Below are 17,118 nucleotides of genomic sequence, written 5' to 3'. Positions count from 1 at the left end.
ATTCGCCGCGGCAGGTCGTGAACGTCGCGGCGGGCACGCAGGGCACCGACGCGGTGAACGTGAATCAGCTGAATGCGAGCGTAGGCAGCGCGCTGTCGCAAGCGAACAGCTACACGGACGGCCAGGTCGCGAGCCTGCGCAACAGCCTCGACAGTTATCGCCGCGATGCGGACGGCGGCACCGCGACGGCAATGGCCGTGGCCGGTCTGCCGCAGCCGTCCGGCCCCGGCAAGAGCATGGTCGCGATCGCGGGCAGCGTGTACCGCGGCCAGTCGGGGCAGGCGCTCGGCATCTCGACCATTTCCGAGAACAACCACTGGATCTACAAGGCGGCCGTGTCGACCAACACGCGCGGCACGTACGGCGCCGTGGTCGGCGCCGGCTACCAGTGGTAAGCGGACGGGCGATTCGATGCGAAACATGAAACGGAACAACAAGCGAACCATGAAAACTCAACAGGCTGTGCTGCTCGCGGCGTGCGTCGCGACTGTCGTCGCCATGACGGGATGTGCCGTGCCCCACACGCCGCCCCGCTTTCCGGACGCGGCGTCCGCGTCGCCCGCGGGCGGCACGTTCGTGAACGTCGCGAACCTGCGCAACGTCAGTACGGGGCTCAACAAGGATCAGCTCTACGATCTGATCGGGCCGCCGCACTTTCACGAATGGTTCGTCGGCAACCACGTGTGGAACTACCTGTTCGACTTCCGTCGCGGCGACCAGGTTGTGTCGTGCCAGTACCAGGTGCAGTTCGACAAGGACATGCGCGTGAGCGCGACGTACTGGCGCGATCCGCAGTGCGCGGACTTCGTACGCGACACGGCGCCGGCGGCGGCCGCCGCCCGGCCCGCGCCGCTCCAACAGTTCACGATCGAAAGCGAAGCGCTGTTTCCGTTCGCGAAGTCGAGCGCCGATTCGATGCTGCCTGGCGGCCGCGCGGCGCTCGACGCAGCGATTGCGAAGATCCGCGCCGAAGCCGGCATGACGAATATCGACGTGATCGGCCACACCGACCGCATCGGCTCGGAAGCTGGCAATCGTGCGCTTTCGCTGGCGCGAGCAGAAACGGTGAAGCGCTATCTGGTGACGCACGGAATCGACGCCGCTCGCATTCGGGCCGACGGCGTCGGATCGTCGCAACCGGTGTCGCATTGTCCGCCCGGAGAAACACCGGCGGTCATCGCGTGCCTGCAGAAAGACCGGCGGGTGACAATTACGGTGTACGGGCAGCGCTGAGTTCGCGTTCCCCAGGCCGCGGTTGCGCCCGATGCGACACGGCCCGGTTGATCCGGGCCGTGTCGTCGATCAGCGGTGCGCAGCGAGCGCTTCGGTGATCGCGAGGAATCGCGCGATATCGTCCGGCGCATGACAATGGAGCGGCGAAATCCGCACCGCGCCGGCGAGCCCGAACGATTTCAGCATGCGGCCCGAATACAGGCTCGTTGCGACGCGCTCATAGACGATCACGCCATGCTTCTCGTACTCCCGCACCGCCTGCGTCGGTTCGAGATTCGCAAAGCCGATCCCGACGATCAGGTCGCGCTGCGTCAGGTCGTCGTGATCCCAGTAGACGTCGACACCGTCGATCGCACGCAAACCGTCGAGCAGCGCGGCCAGCAGCGCGCGTTCATGCAGCTCGATCCGGTGCATGCCCTCGGCGAACGACACGCGCCGGTCGTCCGAATCGATGAAATACCGGCCGATCCACGTCACGTAATCGACGATCGCCGACACGACCGCAAACTGCGCGGGCGCCGGGCTGCCCAGTTCCCATACGCCGCTCTCCTTCGCGGCGAGCCTGTGATGCGGCAACGCGGCCGCACGCGGCGACAGCCACGACATGCCCGAGCCACGGCATCCGAAGAACTTGTACGGCGCGAAGTTGATCCCGTCGACCGGTGTGCGCTGCAGGTCGATGATCCCGTGCGGCGCATGCTGGACCGCGTCGACGACGATGAACAGATCGGGCTTCTTCTCGCGCGCACGCGCGACGATCGTCTCGATGTCGAATTTCGCGCCGGAGATGTTCGACGCCGCCATCACGCTGAGCAGCACGGTATCCGCGTCGACCAGCGACACGATCGCATCGACGTCCACGCCGCCGGTCTCCGGATTGCTCGGCGCGATGCGCAGCGTCTTGCCGGTCCGTTCCGCGTAGTACGTCATCGCATCGTAGGACGACGGATGCTCGAGCACGGTCGTCACCGCGTTGGTGCCCCGCACGTTCTCCATGATCGCGCGCACCATGTCGAACATCGCGCCCGATGCGGTCAGCGACGCATACACGCTGCCGCCCTGCGCGTTCAGGATCGTGCGAACGTCGTCCTCGCCGCGCGACTGGATCGCCTGCAGATCGAGCGCGCGCGCATGGATGCGTTCCGGGCAATCGGGCAGCGCATCGACCCGCGCGTACGCGTCGACCGCAGCCTTCAACCGGAACGACCCGCCCGCGTTGTCGAAGAACAGCCGCTCGCGGCCGTCGATGTCGCGATCGACGTGATGAAAGCGCGACTTGATCTGCTCCATCAACGCGTCGGGAAAAAGTGCTCCACGGGGACTGCTCATCTTCGATGCTCCTGTTTGCTTCGGAATGTTGTGCGATGCGTGCGTGGCGGCGTTCATGACGACGCTCAGCCGCGCAGCGATTCGACGTACGCGCGGCCCTTTTCCGCGTCGTACCGGCCTTCCCATTTCGCGATGACGAGCGGCGCAAGCGCATTGCCGACGACGTTCAGCGCGGTGCGGCCCATGTCCATGATCCGGTCGACGCCCGCGATGAACGCGAGCCCTTCGAGCGGCAGCCCGGCGCTCGCGAGCGTCGCGAGCATGATCACGAACATGAAGCCCGGCACGCCGGCAGCCCCCTTCGACGTGACGACCATGGTCAGCGTCAGCAGCACCTGCTGCTGCCAGCCGAGGTGCACGCCGTAGAGCTGCGCGATGAACAGCGTGCCGATGCCGAGATAGATCGACGCGCCGTCGAGGTTGAACGTGTAGCCGGTCGGCACCACGAACGTCGTGATGCTCTTCGGCACGCCGTACTCCTCCATCTTCTTCATCAGCTGCGGCAGCACGGTGGCCGAGCTGCAGGTCGAGAACGCGATGATCAGTTCGTCCTTGATCACGCGCAGCAGCGTCAGGATGCGGAACCCGAACAGCCGCGCGGTCACGCCGAGCACCGCGATCGCGAACAGCAGGATTGCGAAGTAAGTGACGGCGACCAGCTTCAGCAGCGGCAACAGCGATCCGAAGCCGAAACTCGCGACGGTCACCGCGATCAGCGCGCATACGCCGACCGGTGCATAGCGCATCACCATGTTCGTCACCTTGAACATCGCATCGGCGACGCCCTTGAGCATCGCGAGCACCGGCTTGCGATGCTCTTCCGGCACCGATTGCAGCCCGAGCCCGAACAGCAGCGAGAAGAAGATCACCGGCAGCAGGTCGCCCTTCGCCATCGATGCGACGATGTTGTCCGGGATGATGCCGAGCACCAGCGCCATCAGCCCGTGGTGCGCCTGCTGCACCTGTTGCGTGGTCTGCTGGTAACGGGAAATGTCGGTGTGCCCGAGTTGCGACATGTCGGTGCCGACGCCCGGCTGCAGCACGTTGCCGATCACGAGCCCGAGCACGATCGCGATCGTCGTGATGACCTCGAAATACAGCAGCGTCTTGATGCCGAGACGGCCGAGCGACTTGCCGTCGCCCACGCCGGCAATGCCGATCACCATGCTCGTGAACACGATCGGCACGACGATCATCCGCACCAGCTTGATGAAGATGTCGCCGGCCGGCTGCAGCAACCCGGACACGGCCGCGTCGCGCAACTGCGGAAACCGGTTCAGCACGAGGCCGGTCGCGATGCCGATGACGAGGCCGATGACGATCTGCCACGCGAGCCCGACGCGCGGCTTGCGGGCCGCGCCGGCGACGGGCGGGGAATCGATGACGGTGTCCATGCAATCTCCAGAAATGGGGGTTCGATTGAACGCTGGGTGCGGCGGCGCGTTTTCTGATGAACGCACTCGCGAGGCGACGCAACGGAAGCACCTTAAACAGCCGAAATATGTAAAAAAAGCGATTTTTTGATATGAGAACATATCGCTTTTCTTCATCTATCGAGTGACCCGCGATGCTGACGTTCAAGCAGATGGAAGCGCTGTACTGGATCGTCCAGCTCGGCTCGTTCGACGCGGCCGCGACGCGCCTGAACACGACGCAGTCGGCCGTATCGAAGCGGATCCAGGAGCTCGAGCGCGCGTTCGACCTCACCGTGTTCGATCGCGCGCATCGCAGCGCGCGGCTCACCGACAAGGGCGCGGAGCTGTTCGACCATGCGAAGGCGCTGCTCGAACAGCGCGACCGCGTGGTCGAGCGGATGAGTTCGAAAGAGGCGCTGGTGCGGCACGTGCGGATCGGCGTGACCGAACTGACCGCGCTCACGTGGCTGCCGCGGCTGATCGCGGCGATCCACGCCGCGTATCCGCGCGTGCACGTGGAGGCCGAGGTGGACCTGACCGCGACGCTGCGCGACCGGCTCGCGGCCGACACGATCGATCTGATCGTGGTCCCGCAGATTCATGCGACGGACGCGTTCACGGCGACGGTGGTCGGCGAAGTCGACAACGCGTGGATGTGCGCGGCCGGATTCATGCCGAAGTCCCGGGCCGCGATTGCGTTGACGGACATCGCGCGGTTTCCGCTGATCCTGCAGGGCAACCTGTCGGGCACCGGGCATCTGTACACGCGCTTTCTGCAGGAACACGGCGTCGGAACTCAGCGCGTGCTGTCGAGCAACAGCCTGCTCGCGCAGATCGGCCTGACGCTGTCCGGCCTCGGAATCAGCTATCTGCCGAAGGCATGCGTCGCACACCTGGTCGCTTGCGACGCGCTGGAGATCGTGCGCACGCACCCGGCACTGCCGCCGGTGCGCTATGTCGCGCTGCATCGCGCCGAACGCGCGCAGTCGCTGACCGCCGAGATCGTCCGGCTTGCGGCGCAGGCGTGCGATTTCAGCACGAGCCTGCTGGATCCGCGTGCGCATGACTAGGGCGGCATCGCGGCACATCGAAGCACGCGGTCAGATCTTCAGCGTCGTCGACAGATATTTGAATACGGTCGAGACCCGCAGCAGATGCCGCGACTCCCGGTGGGTCAGCACCCACAGCTCGGTCCGGCAGTCGTCAAGGACCTCGGTCAATTGCACGAGATCGGAGCGGCCGCGCGTCAGGAACGTCGGCAGGATGCCGACGCCCATGCCGAGGACGACCAGTTCCATCACGGTCAGGATGCTGTTGACCTTGTAGTGCGGCACCACTTTCCTGAAATGACGTTTGCGCCAGATGACCGACGGATGGCCCGGAAGCGCGTCGTCCGGCGCGATCCAGCGTGCGTTGCCTGCCGTGACGTCTTCATAACGGCGCGCGGCATCGTAGTGCTTCGACGCGAAAAGCGCCACGTCGATCGGCCCGACATGCTTGCCCACCAGATACTCCGGCGGCTGCCGCGTCGCACGCACCGCGATATCGGCATCGCGGCGCCCCAGGTCGGCGATCTCGTTGCCCGTGTGCAGCTCATACGCGAGTCGCGGGTGTATGGCTTCCAGCTGCTTCAGCGCTGGCCCGACCAGCCCGTGCAGAATCGTGTCGGTGGTGCTGATGCGCACCGTGCCCGCCACCTGCTCGGGCGCCTGTTGCGCAATCGACCGGGCCGATTCGACCTGCACTTCCACCTGCTCCGCGTGTTCGGCCAGCGCCAGCGCGATTTCCTTCGCGCGATAGCCTGAGCGGGTCCGTTCGAACAACTGCTGCTGCAGGCCGCGCTCGATCCGCCGGAGATTGCGGAACACGGTCGACGCATCCACTTCCAGACGCTCGCCCGCCTGAGCCAGCGTGCCCGAGCGGGAAAGCGCGAGGATCGTTTCGAGATCCGCCGCGCTGAGCTTGTATGGCATCCGATTACCCCCGCGCATTGCAATTTTGCATTCGTTCATTGTAATTACGCTTATTACTCCAGCATATCCGCAATGCTAAATTCAGTGCCGCGTGACTGACTCTCGCAATGGGTGCCGACATGAATCAATCGATTTCGACAAGCGACAACGCCGCCTATGGCGCGTTGCTGCTCCGCGTGGCGTTGGGCGTCATGTGGATTGCCCATTCGCTGCTGAAATTGCTGGTCTTTACCTTGCCGGGTACCGCGCAGTATTTCCAGAGCGTCGGCTACCCCGGCTTCCTCGCCTATCCCGTCTTCGCCGCCGAACTCGCGGGCGGCATCGCGCTCGTGCTGGGTGTCTATGCGCGCCAGGTTGCGTTGTTGCTGGCGCCGATCATGGCGTGCGCGATGCGTGTGCACCTGCACAATGGCTGGGTGCATACGAGCCAGGGCGGCGGCTGGGAATACCCGGCGTTCCTGGTCGTCGCGTCCGTCGCGCTGTGGCTGCTCGGCGACGGTGCGCTGGCGGTACGCCGCAGCGAGCGCTTCGCGCCGGGGGCGCTCCGACACGGCGAGGCAACGACATGAGCACTCCCCGATACCACCTCGTCAGCCACGTGCTGTGTCCGTACGTCCAGCGCGCAGTCATCGTGCTGACCGAAAAAGGCGTGCCGTTCGAACGCACGGACGTCGACCTGAGCAACAAGCCGGATTGGTTTCTCAGGATTTCCCCGCTCGGCAAGACGCCCGTGCTGGTCGTCGATGGCGCGCCCATCTTCGAATCGGCCGTGATCTGCGACTACCTCGACGAGACGCTCGCGCCGCGGCTGCATCCCGATACGCCGCTCGAGCGGGCGCGGCATCGCGCCTGGGTCGAGTTCGCATCGGCACTGCTGAACGCAGTGTGGGGGTTCTATACGGCTCCGGACGAAGCGGCGCTGGCAGCGAAAGCCCGTGACATCCGCGCACGATTCGAGCAGCTCGAAGACGCGCTCGGCGCTGGCCCGTATTTTGGCGGCGCGCATTTCAGCATCGTGGACGCGGCATTCGGGCCGGTGTTCCGCTACTTCGACGTGTTCGAGCAGATCGACGACTTCGGGTTCTTCGCGGCCCTGCCCAAGCTCACCGCGTGGCGGCAACGGCTTGCCGAGCGGCCGTCCGTGCGTGCGGCGGTCCGGCCTGATTATCCGCAGCTGCTGATGGACTTCCTGCTCAAGCGCGGGTCGGTGCTGTCGACGCGTATCCGCGATCACGCGTTGCGCGTTCGGGATTGAACCGGATGACCTTTACGCGCGAGCCGCTTCGCTGCGCCCCTTGCAACGCCAACAACGCGCCGGTCACCGCAACCGCGGAAGCGTCGAACAGGCGATGTGCTGCTCCGCACAAACCAGTTTCGGGTTGCGCTGGGCTCGCGAACGAAGCGCCACCGCCGCGACCACCATCGCCCGCTCGGCCGTGACCCGGCGCTAGCGCAAACCCGCACCCGGTTGCACTGTTCATCGCGATTCTGGTCCTGTATCGTCCTTCCATTCCCGATTGCGAAACCGGTGCATGGGAGGCTCACGATGCGGAAAAAGAATGCAGCAGCCGTCTGGATCCTGGTCGCGATGGTGGCAGGCATCGTGATCGGCTACATGATCTTCACGAGCTTTCCCGACAAGAAGGCCGCCGCCGAAATCGCCGGGTACATCTCCCTCGTGTCCGACGTGTTCCTGCGCCTGATCAAGATGGTGATCGGGCCGCTCGTGTTCTCGACGCTGGTGGTCGGCATCGCGCACATGGGCGACGCGGCGTCGGTCGGGCGCGTGTTTGTGAAGGCGTTCGGCTGGTTCGTCACCGCGTCGCTCGTGTCGCTGCTGCTCGGGCTGCTGATGGCGAACCTGCTGCGGCCCGGCGACAACCTCGGCCTGCCGCTGCCGGACATCGGCGCATCGGCGAACCTCGCGACGTCCAAGTTCACGCTGAAGGATTTCGTCGGCCACATGGTGCCGAAGTCGTTCGCCGAGGCAATGGCGAACAACGAAATCCTGCAGATCGTCGTGTTCTCGATGTTCTTCGGCGTCGCGCTCGCCGCGCTCGGCGAACGCGGCAAGATCCTCATCGCCGCGATCGATCAGCTGTCGCACGTGATGCTGAAGATCACCGGCTACGTGATGAAGCTCGCGCCGCTCGCAGTGATGGCGGCAATGGCCGCGACCGTCGCGGTCAACGGGCTGTCGGTGCTGCTGAAGTTCGCGGTGTTCATGGGCGACTTCTACGTCAGCCTGTTCCTGCTGTGGGCATTGCTCGTCTGTGCCGGGTTCGTGTTCCTCGGGCGGCGGGTATTCAAGCTGCTGGTGCTGATCAAGGAGGCGTTCATGCTGTCGTTCGCGACGGCCAGCTCCGAAGCCGCGTACCCGAAGATCCTCGACGCGCTCGACCGGTTCGGCGTGAAGCGCAAGATCTCGAGCTTCGTGATGCCGATGGGTTATTCGTTCAACCTCGACGGCTCGATGATGTACTGCACGTTCGCGTCGCTGTTCATCGCGCAGGCGTACAACATCCACCTGTCGCTCGGCACGCAGATCACGATGCTGCTGGTGCTGATGCTGACGTCGAAGGGGATGGCCGGCGTGCCGCGCGCATCGCTCGTCGTGATCGCGGCGACGCTGCACCAGTTCGGGCTGCCGGAGGCCGGGCTGCTGCTGATTCTCGGCGTCGACACGTTCCTCGACATGGGCCGCTCGGCCACGAACGCGGTCGGCAATTCGATCGCGAGCGCGGTCGTCGCGAAATGGGAAGGCCAGCTCCTGTCGGAAGCGGAAGCCGAAGCGAACGCGGCGCGCATCGAAGCGGAACAGGAAGCGACGATCGCACATCCGACGGAAGTCTGACGGAGGCCCGGCGATGAAGATGCAGCGATTCTGGCGTGCGCTCGCGCTCGCGGGCCTGCTCGCCTCGGGCGCGACCGCGCGGGCCGAAGATATGCCGTCGACGCTTCCGCGCGTCGAGCCGCTCGCGCCGGCCCAGCTGACCGGCACGCTCGCGAAGGTGCGCGGCAGCGGCACGATCGCACTCGGCTATCGCGACGCGTCGATACCGTTCTCGTACCTGAACGCGCGCAACCAGCCGATCGGCTATTCGATCGAGCTGTGCAAGGCGCTCGTCGCGTCGATCGAGGACGCGATCAACAAGAGCCTGACGATCCGCTGGGTGCCGGTCACGTCCGACAACCGCATCGACGCGGTGGTCAGCGGCAAGGTCGATCTGGAATGCGGCTCCACGACCAGCAACCTCGAACGGCAGAAACGCGTGGCGTTCTCGCCGATCATCTTCGTGGCCGGCACGAAGGTGATGGTGAAACGCGGCGCGCCGATCCGCTCGTTCCGCGATCTCGCGGGCAGGAAGGTCGCGGTGACGGCCGGTACGACCAACGAGAAAACGCTGCGCGACCTGAACGAACGCTTCAGGCTCGGGATCCAGCTACAGGTGGTGCCGGACCATGCGCAGGGCTTCGCGCTCGTCGCGAACGGCGGCGCCGACGCGTTCGCGACGGATGACGTGCTGCTGTACGGGCTGATCGCCGAGAATGCGGCCAAGGGAGGCCAGTACGACGTGGTGGGCGACTATCTGTCCTACGACCCGTACGGGATCATGTTCCGCAAGGACGATCCGCAGCTCGCGCAGGTCGTGAAAAGCACGTTTCAGGAACTGGCCGCCGACGGCGAGATCGCGCGTCAGTACAAGCGCTGGTTCCTGCGTCCGCTTCCGTCTGGCTTGAGCCTCAACCTGCCGATGAGCCCGCAACTGGAGACGATCATCGAGACGATCGGCGTGAACGGGCAATGAGCGGGCAATGTGAGTGACGAAGCGAGAGCGGCCGCGATGCCTCGCCGGGCACCGCGGCCGCTCGCCGCAAGCAATGCGTTCAGCCGACCCGCGCCGCGCCCTGCTGCTCCGTTTCGACGTCGTCGCTGGCCGTGCGCGCCAGCACCGGCTTCAGCGCCTGCCCGGTATGGCTCGCGTTCACCTGCACGAGCCCTTCCGGCGGCGCCGCCGCGACGATCGTGCCGCCGCCGACACCGCCTTCCGGGCCGAGATCGATGATCCAGTCGGCTTCCGCGATCACGTCGAGATCGTGCTCGATCACGACGACGCTATGCCCGCCGTCGACCAGCCGATGCAGCACGCGGATCAGCTTCGCGACGTCGGCCATGTGCAGGCCCACCGTCGGCTCGTCGAGCACGTACAGCGTGTGCGGTGCCTTCTGCCCGCGCCGCGTGATGTCGTCGCGCACCTTCGTCAGTTCGGTGACGAGCTTGATCCGCTGCGCCTCGCCGCCGGACAGCGTCGGCGACGGCTGGCCGAGCGTCAGGTAGCCGAGGCCGACGTCCTTCATCAGCTGCAGCGGATGCGCGATGTTCGAGATCGGCGCGAAGAACTCCACCGCCTCGTCGATCTCCATCGTCAGCACGTCGCCGATGTTCCGGCCGCGCCACGTGACGGCGAGCGTCTCGGGGTTGAAGCGCTGCCCGTGGCACACGTCGCACGGCACCTTCACGTCGGGCAGGAAGCTCATCCCGATCGTGCGCACGCCTTGCCCTTCGCACGCCGGGCATCGCCCGTCGCCGGTGTTGAACGAGAAACGCGACGCGGTATAGCCGCGCGCCCGCGCTTCCAGCGTGTCGGCGAACAGCTTGCGGATCGTGTCCCACACGCCGATGTACGTGGCCGGGCACGAGCGCGGCGTCTTGCCGATCGGCGTCTGGTCGACTTCGAGCACGCGGTCGATCTGCTCCCAGCCGCTCAGCGATTCGCAGCCCTGCCACGCATGCGTGACATTGAGCGACGGCCGCGGCGCGCTGCGCGCGAGCACGCTCGAGCGGCGGTTCGCGGCCGGCGCATCCTGCTGCGCGGCCTTGCGCGCGCGGCGCGTGGCCGGCGACGACAGCACCGAGCGGCCGACCGCATCGAGCAGGTTCGTCATCAGCACGTCGCGCGCGAGCGTCGACTTGCCCGACCCGCTGACGCCCGTCACCGCGACGAGCCGCGCGAGCGGAATGCCGACGGTGACGTCGCGCAGGTTGTGCAGCGTCGCGCGATGGACGGTGAGCCAGCCCTCCGGCACCGCCGCCGCGCCCTTCTTGCCCGGCAGGCTTACCGCGCGGCGCGGTTGCAGCGGGTGCGTCATCGGCTGCGCGAGCAAACGGCCGGTGACCGAATCCGGCTGCGCGGCCAGATCGGCGACCGCGCCCTCGGCGACCAGCGTGCCACCGCGCTTGCCGGCGCCCGGGCCGACGTCGATGATGTGATCGGCGCGGCGGATCGTGTCCTCGTCATGCTCGACGACGACGAGCGTGTTGCCCTTGTCGCCGAGCTTGCGCAGCGCATCGAGCAGGATCTGGTTGTCGCGCGGATGCAGGCCGATCGTCGGCTCGTCGAGCACGTAGCACACGCCCTGCAGGTTGCTGCCGAGCTGCGCGGCAAGCCGGATCCGCTGCGCTTCGCCGCCCGACAGGCTCGGCGCCGCGCGATCGAGGCTCAGATAGCCGAGCCCGACTTCCTCGAGAAACGCGAGGCGGCTGCCGATCTCGCTGACGATGTCGCGCGCGATCTGCGCGTCGCGGCCGGTCAGTTCGAGCGTATCGATCCAGCGGCGCGTGTCGGACACCGTCCACTGCGCGACCTCGACGATCGGGTGCGCGTCGAACGTGACCGCGCGCGCGGACGGGTTCAGGCGCGTGCCGCCGCAATCCGGACACGGCTCGTTGCCGACGCCTTCCGGCTCCTGCTCGTCCGACGGCAAGGTTTGCTCGCGGCCGCGATCGTCGCCGGCGAGTATCGTGTCGTCGTACGCGGCGCGCTGTTCGCGCGTGAGCGTGACGCCGGTGCCGACGCAGGTCGTGCACCAGCCGTGCTTGCTGTTGTACGAGAACATCCGCGGATCGAGTTCCGGGTAGCTCGTGCCACACACCGGGCACGCGCGCTTGACCGACAGCACCTTGACCTCGCCGACGCGCGCGGTCGAATGATCGTTCTGCATTGCGTGGTGCAGCCCGTCGAGCGGCGCGAGCAGGTGCATCACGCCTTTGCCGAGCTCGAGCGTCTCGTCGAGCCGCCGTCGCAATTCGGCCTCGTTGTCCGGCGACACGACGATATCGGCGACCGGCAGCTCGATCGTATGTTCGCGGAAGCGGTCGAGCTTCGGCCACGGATCGACGGGGACGAACTCGCCGTCCACGCGCAGATGCGTGCTGCCGCGCGCCTTCGCCCACTTCGCGAGATCGGTATAGACGCCCTTGCGGTTCACGACGAGCGGCGCCAGAAAGCCCACGTGCTCGCCGCGATGATCGCGCAGCAGTTGCGCGGCGATCGATTCGACGGTTTGCGACGTGACGGGCGTACCGTCGTGAATGCAATGCTGCAGCCCGAGCTTCACGTACAGCAGCCGCAGGAAGTGCCAGACTTCGGACGTGGTCGCGACCGTGCTCTTGCGGCCGCCGCGCGACAGCCGCTGCTCGATCGCCACCGTCGGCGGAATGCCGTACACGGCGTCCACTTCCGGCCGCCCGGCCGGCTGCACGATCGACCGCGCATACGCGTTCAGCGATTCGAGATAGCGGCGCTGGCCTTCGTGGAACAGGATGTCGAATGCGAGTGTCGACTTGCCGGAGCCCGACACGCCGGTGATCACGTTGAACTTGCCGTGCGGGATGTCGACGTCGAGCGCCTTCAGGTTGTGCTCGCGCGCATTGACGATCCGCACGACGTCCTCGCCTTCGATCGCGCGGCGCTCGCGCGCGGCATTCAGCACGGCCTGCAGCGGCACGCCTTCGTCGGCGAGCGCGGTGTCGCCGTCCATCGCGCGGTCGTACTGCAGCAGCGCGACGCCCGTATGCGATTCCGCGCAGGCCTTCACGTCGTCGGGCGTGCCCGCGCACAGCACGCGCCCGCCGCCGTCGCCGCCCTCCGGGCCGAGATCGATCAGCCAGTCGGCCGCGCGGATCACGTCGAGGTTGTGCTCGATCACGATCAGCGAGTGGCCGGCCGCGAGCAGCTTGCCGAACGCCTGCATCAGCTTCGCGATGTCGTCGAAGTGCAGTCCGGTGGTCGGCTCGTCGAACATGAACAGCTTCGCGCGCGCGATCCGTGCCTCTTCGCTGACGACGCGCCGCCCGCCGGCAGCCGCCGCCGATTCGGCGAGGAAGCCGGCCAGCTTCAGCCGCTGCGCTTCGCCGCCGGACAGCGTCGGCACCGGCTGGCCGAGCTTCACGTATTCGAGGCCGACGTCGACGATCGGCTGCAGCACGCGCAGCACCTCGGCATCCGCCGCGAAGAACGCGGCCGCTTCGCTGACGGTCAGATCGAGCACGTCGGCAATGTTCAGTGCGCGGCCGTCGCGCTCGATGCGCACTTCGAGAATCTCGGCGCGATAACGGCTGCCGTCGCAGTCCGGGCAACGCAGGTAGACGTCGCTCAGGAACTGCATCTCGATGTGCTCGAAGCCCGAGCCGCCGCAGGTCGGGCAGCGGCCGTCGCCCGAGTTGAAGCTGAACGTGCCCGCGCCGTAGCCGCGTTGCGCCGCGAGCGGCGCCTTCGCGAACAGCTTGCGGATCTCGTCGAACGCGCCGACGTAGCTCGCCGGGTTCGAACGTGTCGTCTTGCCGATCGGCGACTGGTCGACGAACACGACGTCGCCGACCTGGTCGGCGCCCGTGAGAGTACGGAACGCGCCCGGCGACTCGGTCGCCTTGCCGTGGTGGCGCGCCATCGCCGGATACAGCACGTCCTGCAGCAGCGTCGACTTGCCGGAGCCCGACACGCCGGTAACGCACACGAGCCGCTGCAGCGGAATCTCGACCGTCACGTCGCGCAGGTTGTGCTCGGTCGCGCCTTCGAGCACGATGCGCGGCGTGTTCGCGTCCACCGGACGGCGCTCCCAGTTCGACGCATGCGCGACGTGCTTGCGGCCGCCGAGATACTCGCCCGTCAGCGTGCGCGCGGAGCGGATGTCGGCCGGCGTGCCGTCGTAGACGATCGTGCCGCCGCGCTCGCCGGGGCCGGGGCCCATGTCGATCAGCCGGTCGGCCGCGAGCATCACCGACGGATCGTGCTCGACGACGACCAGCGTATTGCCCGCATCGCGCAGCCGCTGCATCGCCTCGACGATCCGCGTGAGGTCGCGCGGATGCAGGCCGATGCTCGGTTCGTCGAGCACGAACAGGGTTTTCGTCAGCGACGTGCCGAGCGCGGTCGTCAGGTTGATCCGCTGCACCTCGCCGCCCGACAGCGTGCGGCTCTGCCGGTCGAGCGTCAGATAGCCGAGCCCGACGTCGCACAGATATTTCAGCCGCGTGCGCACTTCGGCGAGCAGCAGCTTCAGCGCATCGTCGAGCAGCGCGCTCGGCAGCGTGATTTCATCGAAGAAGCGGCGAATGCGCTCGATCGGCAGCAGCATCAGGTCGTGCACCGTCAGGCCCGGCAGCGCTTCGAGCTGCGCGCGCGTCCAGTCGACGCCGCGCGGCATGAAACGAGCGGCCGGCGCGAGCACCGCGTCGGCATTCGCCTTCGAGCCGAGCCGCCACTGCAGCGATTCGGTCTTCAGGCGCGCGCCGCCGCACACGTCGCACGGCGTGTAGCTGCGGTATTTCGACAGCAGCACGCGGATATGCATCTTGTATGCTTTCGATTCGAGGTAGCCGAAGAAGCGTTTCACGCCGTACCACTGGCTCTGCCACTTGCCGTTCCAGTCCGGCGAGCCGTTGATCACCCAGTCGCGCTCGGCGTCCGTCAGATCGGACCACGGCGTGTCGCGGCGAATGTCCGCCTTCGCCGCATAGCGCATCAGGTCGTCCTGACATTCCTTCCACGCGGGTGTCTGCATCGGCTTGATCGCGCCGCCGCGCAGCGTCTTGCGCGCGTCCGGAATCACGAGGCCGAGATCGACGCCGATCACGCGGCCGAAGCCTCGGCAGGTCTCGCATGCGCCGTACGCCGAATTGAACGAGAACAGCGCCGCCTGCGGCTCCGCGTAGCGCAGGTCGCTGTCGGGGTCGTGCAGCCCGGTGGAGAAGCGCCAGATCTGCGGCTCGGCAAGCGCGTTTTCCGCATCCGGCGGCAGCACGTACACGTTCACGCGGCCGCCGCCACGCTTCAGCGACGCTTCGACTGCCTCGACCACGCGCACCTTGTCGGCCTGCTGCACGCGGAAGCGGTCGGCGACCACGTCGAGCAGCTTGCGCGGGCCGGTGGGCGACGCGACTTCGCGCTGCGCCTGCACGCGCGTGTAGCCGCTCGCGGACAGCCACTGCGCGACCTCTTCGTCCGACGCGCTTTCCGGCAACTCGACCGGGAACGTGACGACGACGCGCGGATCGTCGGCGCGCGTGCGCTCGACGAGTTCCGCGTAGATCGTCTCCGGCGTGTCATGCCGCACCTGCCGCGCGGTCTTGCGGTCGAACAGCTCGGCCGCGCGCGCGTACAGCAGCTTCAGGTGATCGTTGAGCTCGGTCATCGTGCCGACCGTCGATCGCGAACTGCGGACCGGGTTGGTCTGGTCGATCGCGATCGCGGGCGGCACGCCGTCGACGCGCTCGACCTGCGGGCGGTCCATCCGGTCGAGGAACTGCCGCGCGTACGCGCTGAATGTTTCGACGTAGCGCCGCTGGCCTTCCGCGTACAGCGTGTCGAACACGAGGCTCGACTTGCCGGAGCCCGACGGGCCGGTAACGACCGTCATTTCGCCGGTGCGCAGGTCGAGATCGAGGTTCTTGAGGTTGTGCTGACGTGCTCCGCGAATGCGGATCAGATTGCTGGATGACAATTTGCCTGCCCGTCTGGATGGAGTTAGCCGGAATTCACGGTGCCGGAACGCTGCGGCGGATGCCCGCAGGTGCGGCACGCGAGCGGCGCGGGTCATGCCCGGGCCGCGCGAGTTCGACGGATACTATACTGTATATTCATACAGTTTTCCACGGGCAATGCGCGTGTCGTGGTGCGTCGCTCCACGGCACGCGCAGCCAGGCTGCCACCACCCTATCTCTGCAGCGAAATTTCCACGCGACGATTGCGCGCGCGCCCTTCAGCCGTATCGTTCGACGCGGCCGGGTTCGCTTCGCCATGCCCGGTCGCGGCGAACGCATCGGCCTTCAGCCCGTGTTCGCGCAAGTACGCGGCGACCGCATCGGCCCGCCGCTTCGACAGCGCCTGGTTGTGCGCATCCGAGCCGGTTGCGTCGGTATAGCCGTCCACTTCCACGCGCGCGAAATGCTTGCCGCCCTGCTGGTTCAGCAGCGTGTCGAGCGCGGCGCTGGCCGCCGGCGTCAGCACCGCGGAATCGGTCGCGAAGTACGCGTCGCCGGTCAGGCTCACTTTCTCGGCCGGAGCAGGCGCCGGCGCAACGGCCGCGGCGGCCGGCACGGGTGCCGCGCCGCACTGGAACACGAGCGAGTGCGGATCGGCGCCGTCGCGGTACGGCGTCGTCGAATCGATGCGGCGCACGGGTTCGCTGCCGCACATGCGCGTCGCGACCTTCATGCAGGTGTTGACGCTGGACAGGATGCCGTGACAGTCGACGCGGAAGGTGCGGATGCCGTCGCGCGGCTGCAGTTCGTACGCGTTGAACGTCGGCCCCGACGCGCTCGAACAGGCGGCGAGGGACACGACGGACGCCAGCAGTGCAAGATGGATGTTTTTCATGTGTTGACTCCGAGAATGCGATGGGCGCGGTGGGCGCGGCGCGATGGTGCGCGCGCACGCGCGTGCGTTTGCGGTCCGCGCGGTCCGCTCCGGCAACGCGCCGGAACGAACCGCTGCGCGATCACTTCCACTGATACAGCATGCCCGCGCCGACGACGCGCTGGCTGCCGGCGAAACCGCCGTTCAGCGTCGCCTTCAGGTTCTCCGTGATGCGCGCCTGCACGCCCACCGCCATGGCCTTCTGGCCCTGGAACGTCGCGGTGCCGAGCCCCATCGCGAAGTTCGAATCGCGGTCCATGTGCGGAATCGACGCCATCGCGGCCGTCGCGGCGATACCTTCACGCGCCATCGAATCGGTCTGCTGGATCTGCTGCTGCATCTGCGAGATCTGGTTGTTGACCGTGTTCAGCGACTGCGTGAACTGGTTCGACACCGCATTCAGCTGATTCACGTTCACCGCGTCGGTGCCCTGCGTGCCCGCCGCGACGTTCACGACCTGCCGCGGCGAAT

At 66.9% G+C, this 17,118-nt stretch carries 13 protein-coding genes; 7 read left to right on the top strand and 6 right to left on the bottom strand.

Annotated features, from left to right (window positions below):
• Positions 1-395 (top strand): YadA family autotransporter adhesin (locus BSE24067_RS31400; protein ID WP_174904977.1); only part of this gene is annotated, 395 nt, incomplete at its 5' end.
• Positions 396-411: 16 nt separating this feature from the next.
• The gene (locus BSE24067_RS31395) at positions 412-1,233 is read left to right on the top strand and encodes an OmpA family protein (RefSeq protein ID WP_151063218.1); all 822 of its coding nucleotides are present in this window, start codon (positions 412-414) and stop codon (positions 1,231-1,233) included.
• Between the two features lie 69 nt (positions 1,234-1,302).
• Here the strand turns inward: BSE24067_RS31395 and BSE24067_RS31390 are convergent, their stop codons facing one another.
• Positions 1,303-2,562, bottom strand: coding sequence for an aminotransferase class V-fold PLP-dependent enzyme (locus BSE24067_RS31390; protein WP_151063217.1), 1,260 nt, complete (start codon positions 2,560-2,562; stop codon positions 1,303-1,305).
• A gap of 65 nt (positions 2,563-2,627) precedes the next feature.
• The gene (gene gltP, locus BSE24067_RS31385) at positions 2,628-3,956 is read right to left on the bottom strand and encodes a glutamate/aspartate:proton symporter GltP (protein ID WP_151063216.1); all 1,329 of its coding nucleotides are present in this window, start codon (positions 3,954-3,956) and stop codon (positions 2,628-2,630) included.
• A 173-nt stretch (positions 3,957-4,129) separates the two neighbouring features.
• Here gltP and BSE24067_RS31380 point away from each other — a divergent pair, with 173 nt between their 5' ends.
• Entirely contained in the window at positions 4,130-5,047 is a 918-nt protein-coding gene (locus BSE24067_RS31380) for a LysR family transcriptional regulator (RefSeq protein WP_151063215.1), read from the top strand.
• Positions 5,048-5,077: 30 nt separating this feature from the next.
• Here the strand turns inward: BSE24067_RS31380 and BSE24067_RS31375 are convergent, their stop codons facing one another.
• Positions 5,078-5,950 carry a LysR family transcriptional regulator gene (locus tag BSE24067_RS31375; protein WP_151063214.1) on the bottom strand — a complete coding sequence of 291 codons (873 nt, stop codon included), beginning with the start codon at positions 5,948-5,950 and terminating at the stop codon, positions 5,078-5,080.
• 119 nt (positions 5,951-6,069) lie between these two features.
• Between BSE24067_RS31375 and BSE24067_RS31370 the strand changes: the two genes are divergently transcribed.
• From BSE24067_RS31370 to BSE24067_RS31355, 4 genes are all read left to right on the top strand, one after another.
• The gene (locus tag BSE24067_RS31370) at positions 6,070-6,519 is read left to right on the top strand and encodes a DoxX family protein (protein WP_174904976.1); all 450 of its coding nucleotides are present in this window, start codon (positions 6,070-6,072) and stop codon (positions 6,517-6,519) included.
• Positions 6,516-7,205 carry a glutathione S-transferase family protein gene (locus BSE24067_RS31365; protein WP_151063211.1) on the top strand — a complete coding sequence of 230 codons (690 nt, stop codon included), beginning with the start codon at positions 6,516-6,518 and terminating at the stop codon, positions 7,203-7,205. The genes BSE24067_RS31370 and BSE24067_RS31365 overlap by 4 nt, the downstream gene beginning before the upstream one ends.
• A 291-nt stretch (positions 7,206-7,496) precedes the next feature.
• Positions 7,497-8,804: a dicarboxylate/amino acid:cation symporter gene (locus BSE24067_RS31360; RefSeq protein ID WP_151063209.1), complete on the top strand. Its 1,308-nt coding sequence runs from the start codon at positions 7,497-7,499 to the stop codon at positions 8,802-8,804.
• A 13-nt stretch (positions 8,805-8,817) separates the two neighbouring features.
• Complete coding sequence (locus tag BSE24067_RS31355; protein ID WP_151063208.1) at positions 8,818-9,759, top strand: amino acid ABC transporter substrate-binding protein; 942 nt, start codon at positions 8,818-8,820, stop codon at positions 9,757-9,759.
• A 79-nt stretch (positions 9,760-9,838) separates the two neighbouring features.
• Here the strand turns inward: BSE24067_RS31355 and uvrA are convergent, their stop codons facing one another.
• The 3 genes from uvrA to BSE24067_RS31340 form a co-directional block, all read right to left on the bottom strand.
• The gene (gene uvrA, locus BSE24067_RS31350; protein ID WP_151063206.1) at positions 9,839-15,733 is read right to left on the bottom strand and encodes an excinuclease ABC subunit UvrA; all 5,895 of its coding nucleotides are present in this window, start codon (positions 15,731-15,733) and stop codon (positions 9,839-9,841) included.
• Positions 15,734-15,945: 212 nt separating this feature from the next.
• A complete protein-coding gene (locus tag BSE24067_RS31345) occupies positions 15,946-16,608 on the bottom strand; it encodes an OmpA family protein (RefSeq protein WP_151063204.1) in 663 nt (220 codons plus the stop codon).
• Positions 16,609-16,729: 121 nt separating this feature from the next.
• On the bottom strand, positions 16,730-17,118 hold a 389-nt coding region (locus BSE24067_RS31340), incomplete at its 5' end, for a YadA-like family protein (RefSeq protein WP_174904975.1).

This window comes from Burkholderia latens (assembly GCF_902499045.1).
Taxonomy (GTDB): Bacteria; Pseudomonadota; Gammaproteobacteria; order Burkholderiales; family Burkholderiaceae; genus Burkholderia; species Burkholderia latens.
Note: the sequence above shows the minus strand (reverse complement) of the source record. Positions and strands in the feature narration are given on the sequence as shown.

Coding starts and splice junctions, on each gene's coding strand:
- BSE24067_RS31380 (WP_151063215.1), top strand. CDS start 4,130: ATGCTGACGTTCAAGCAGATGGAAGCGCTGTACTGGATCGTCCAGCTC.
- BSE24067_RS31370 (WP_174904976.1), top strand. CDS start 6,070: ATGAATCAATCGATTTCGACAAGCGACAACGCCGCCTATGGCGCGTTG.
- gltP (WP_151063216.1), bottom strand. CDS start 3,956: ATGGACACCGTCATCGATTCCCCGCCCGTCGCCGGCGCGGCCCGCAAG.
- BSE24067_RS31360 (WP_151063209.1), top strand. CDS start 7,497: ATGCGGAAAAAGAATGCAGCAGCCGTCTGGATCCTGGTCGCGATGGTG.
- BSE24067_RS31355 (WP_151063208.1), top strand. CDS start 8,818: ATGAAGATGCAGCGATTCTGGCGTGCGCTCGCGCTCGCGGGCCTGCTC.
- BSE24067_RS31390 (WP_151063217.1), bottom strand. CDS start 2,562: ATGAGCAGTCCCCGTGGAGCACTTTTTCCCGACGCGTTGATGGAGCAG.
- BSE24067_RS31375 (WP_151063214.1), bottom strand. CDS start 5,950: ATGCCATACAAGCTCAGCGCGGCGGATCTCGAAACGATCCTCGCGCTT.
- BSE24067_RS31345 (WP_151063204.1), bottom strand. CDS start 16,608: ATGAAAAACATCCATCTTGCACTGCTGGCGTCCGTCGTGTCCCTCGCC.
- BSE24067_RS31365 (WP_151063211.1), top strand. CDS start 6,516: ATGAGCACTCCCCGATACCACCTCGTCAGCCACGTGCTGTGTCCGTAC.
- BSE24067_RS31395 (WP_151063218.1), top strand. CDS start 412: ATGCGAAACATGAAACGGAACAACAAGCGAACCATGAAAACTCAACAG.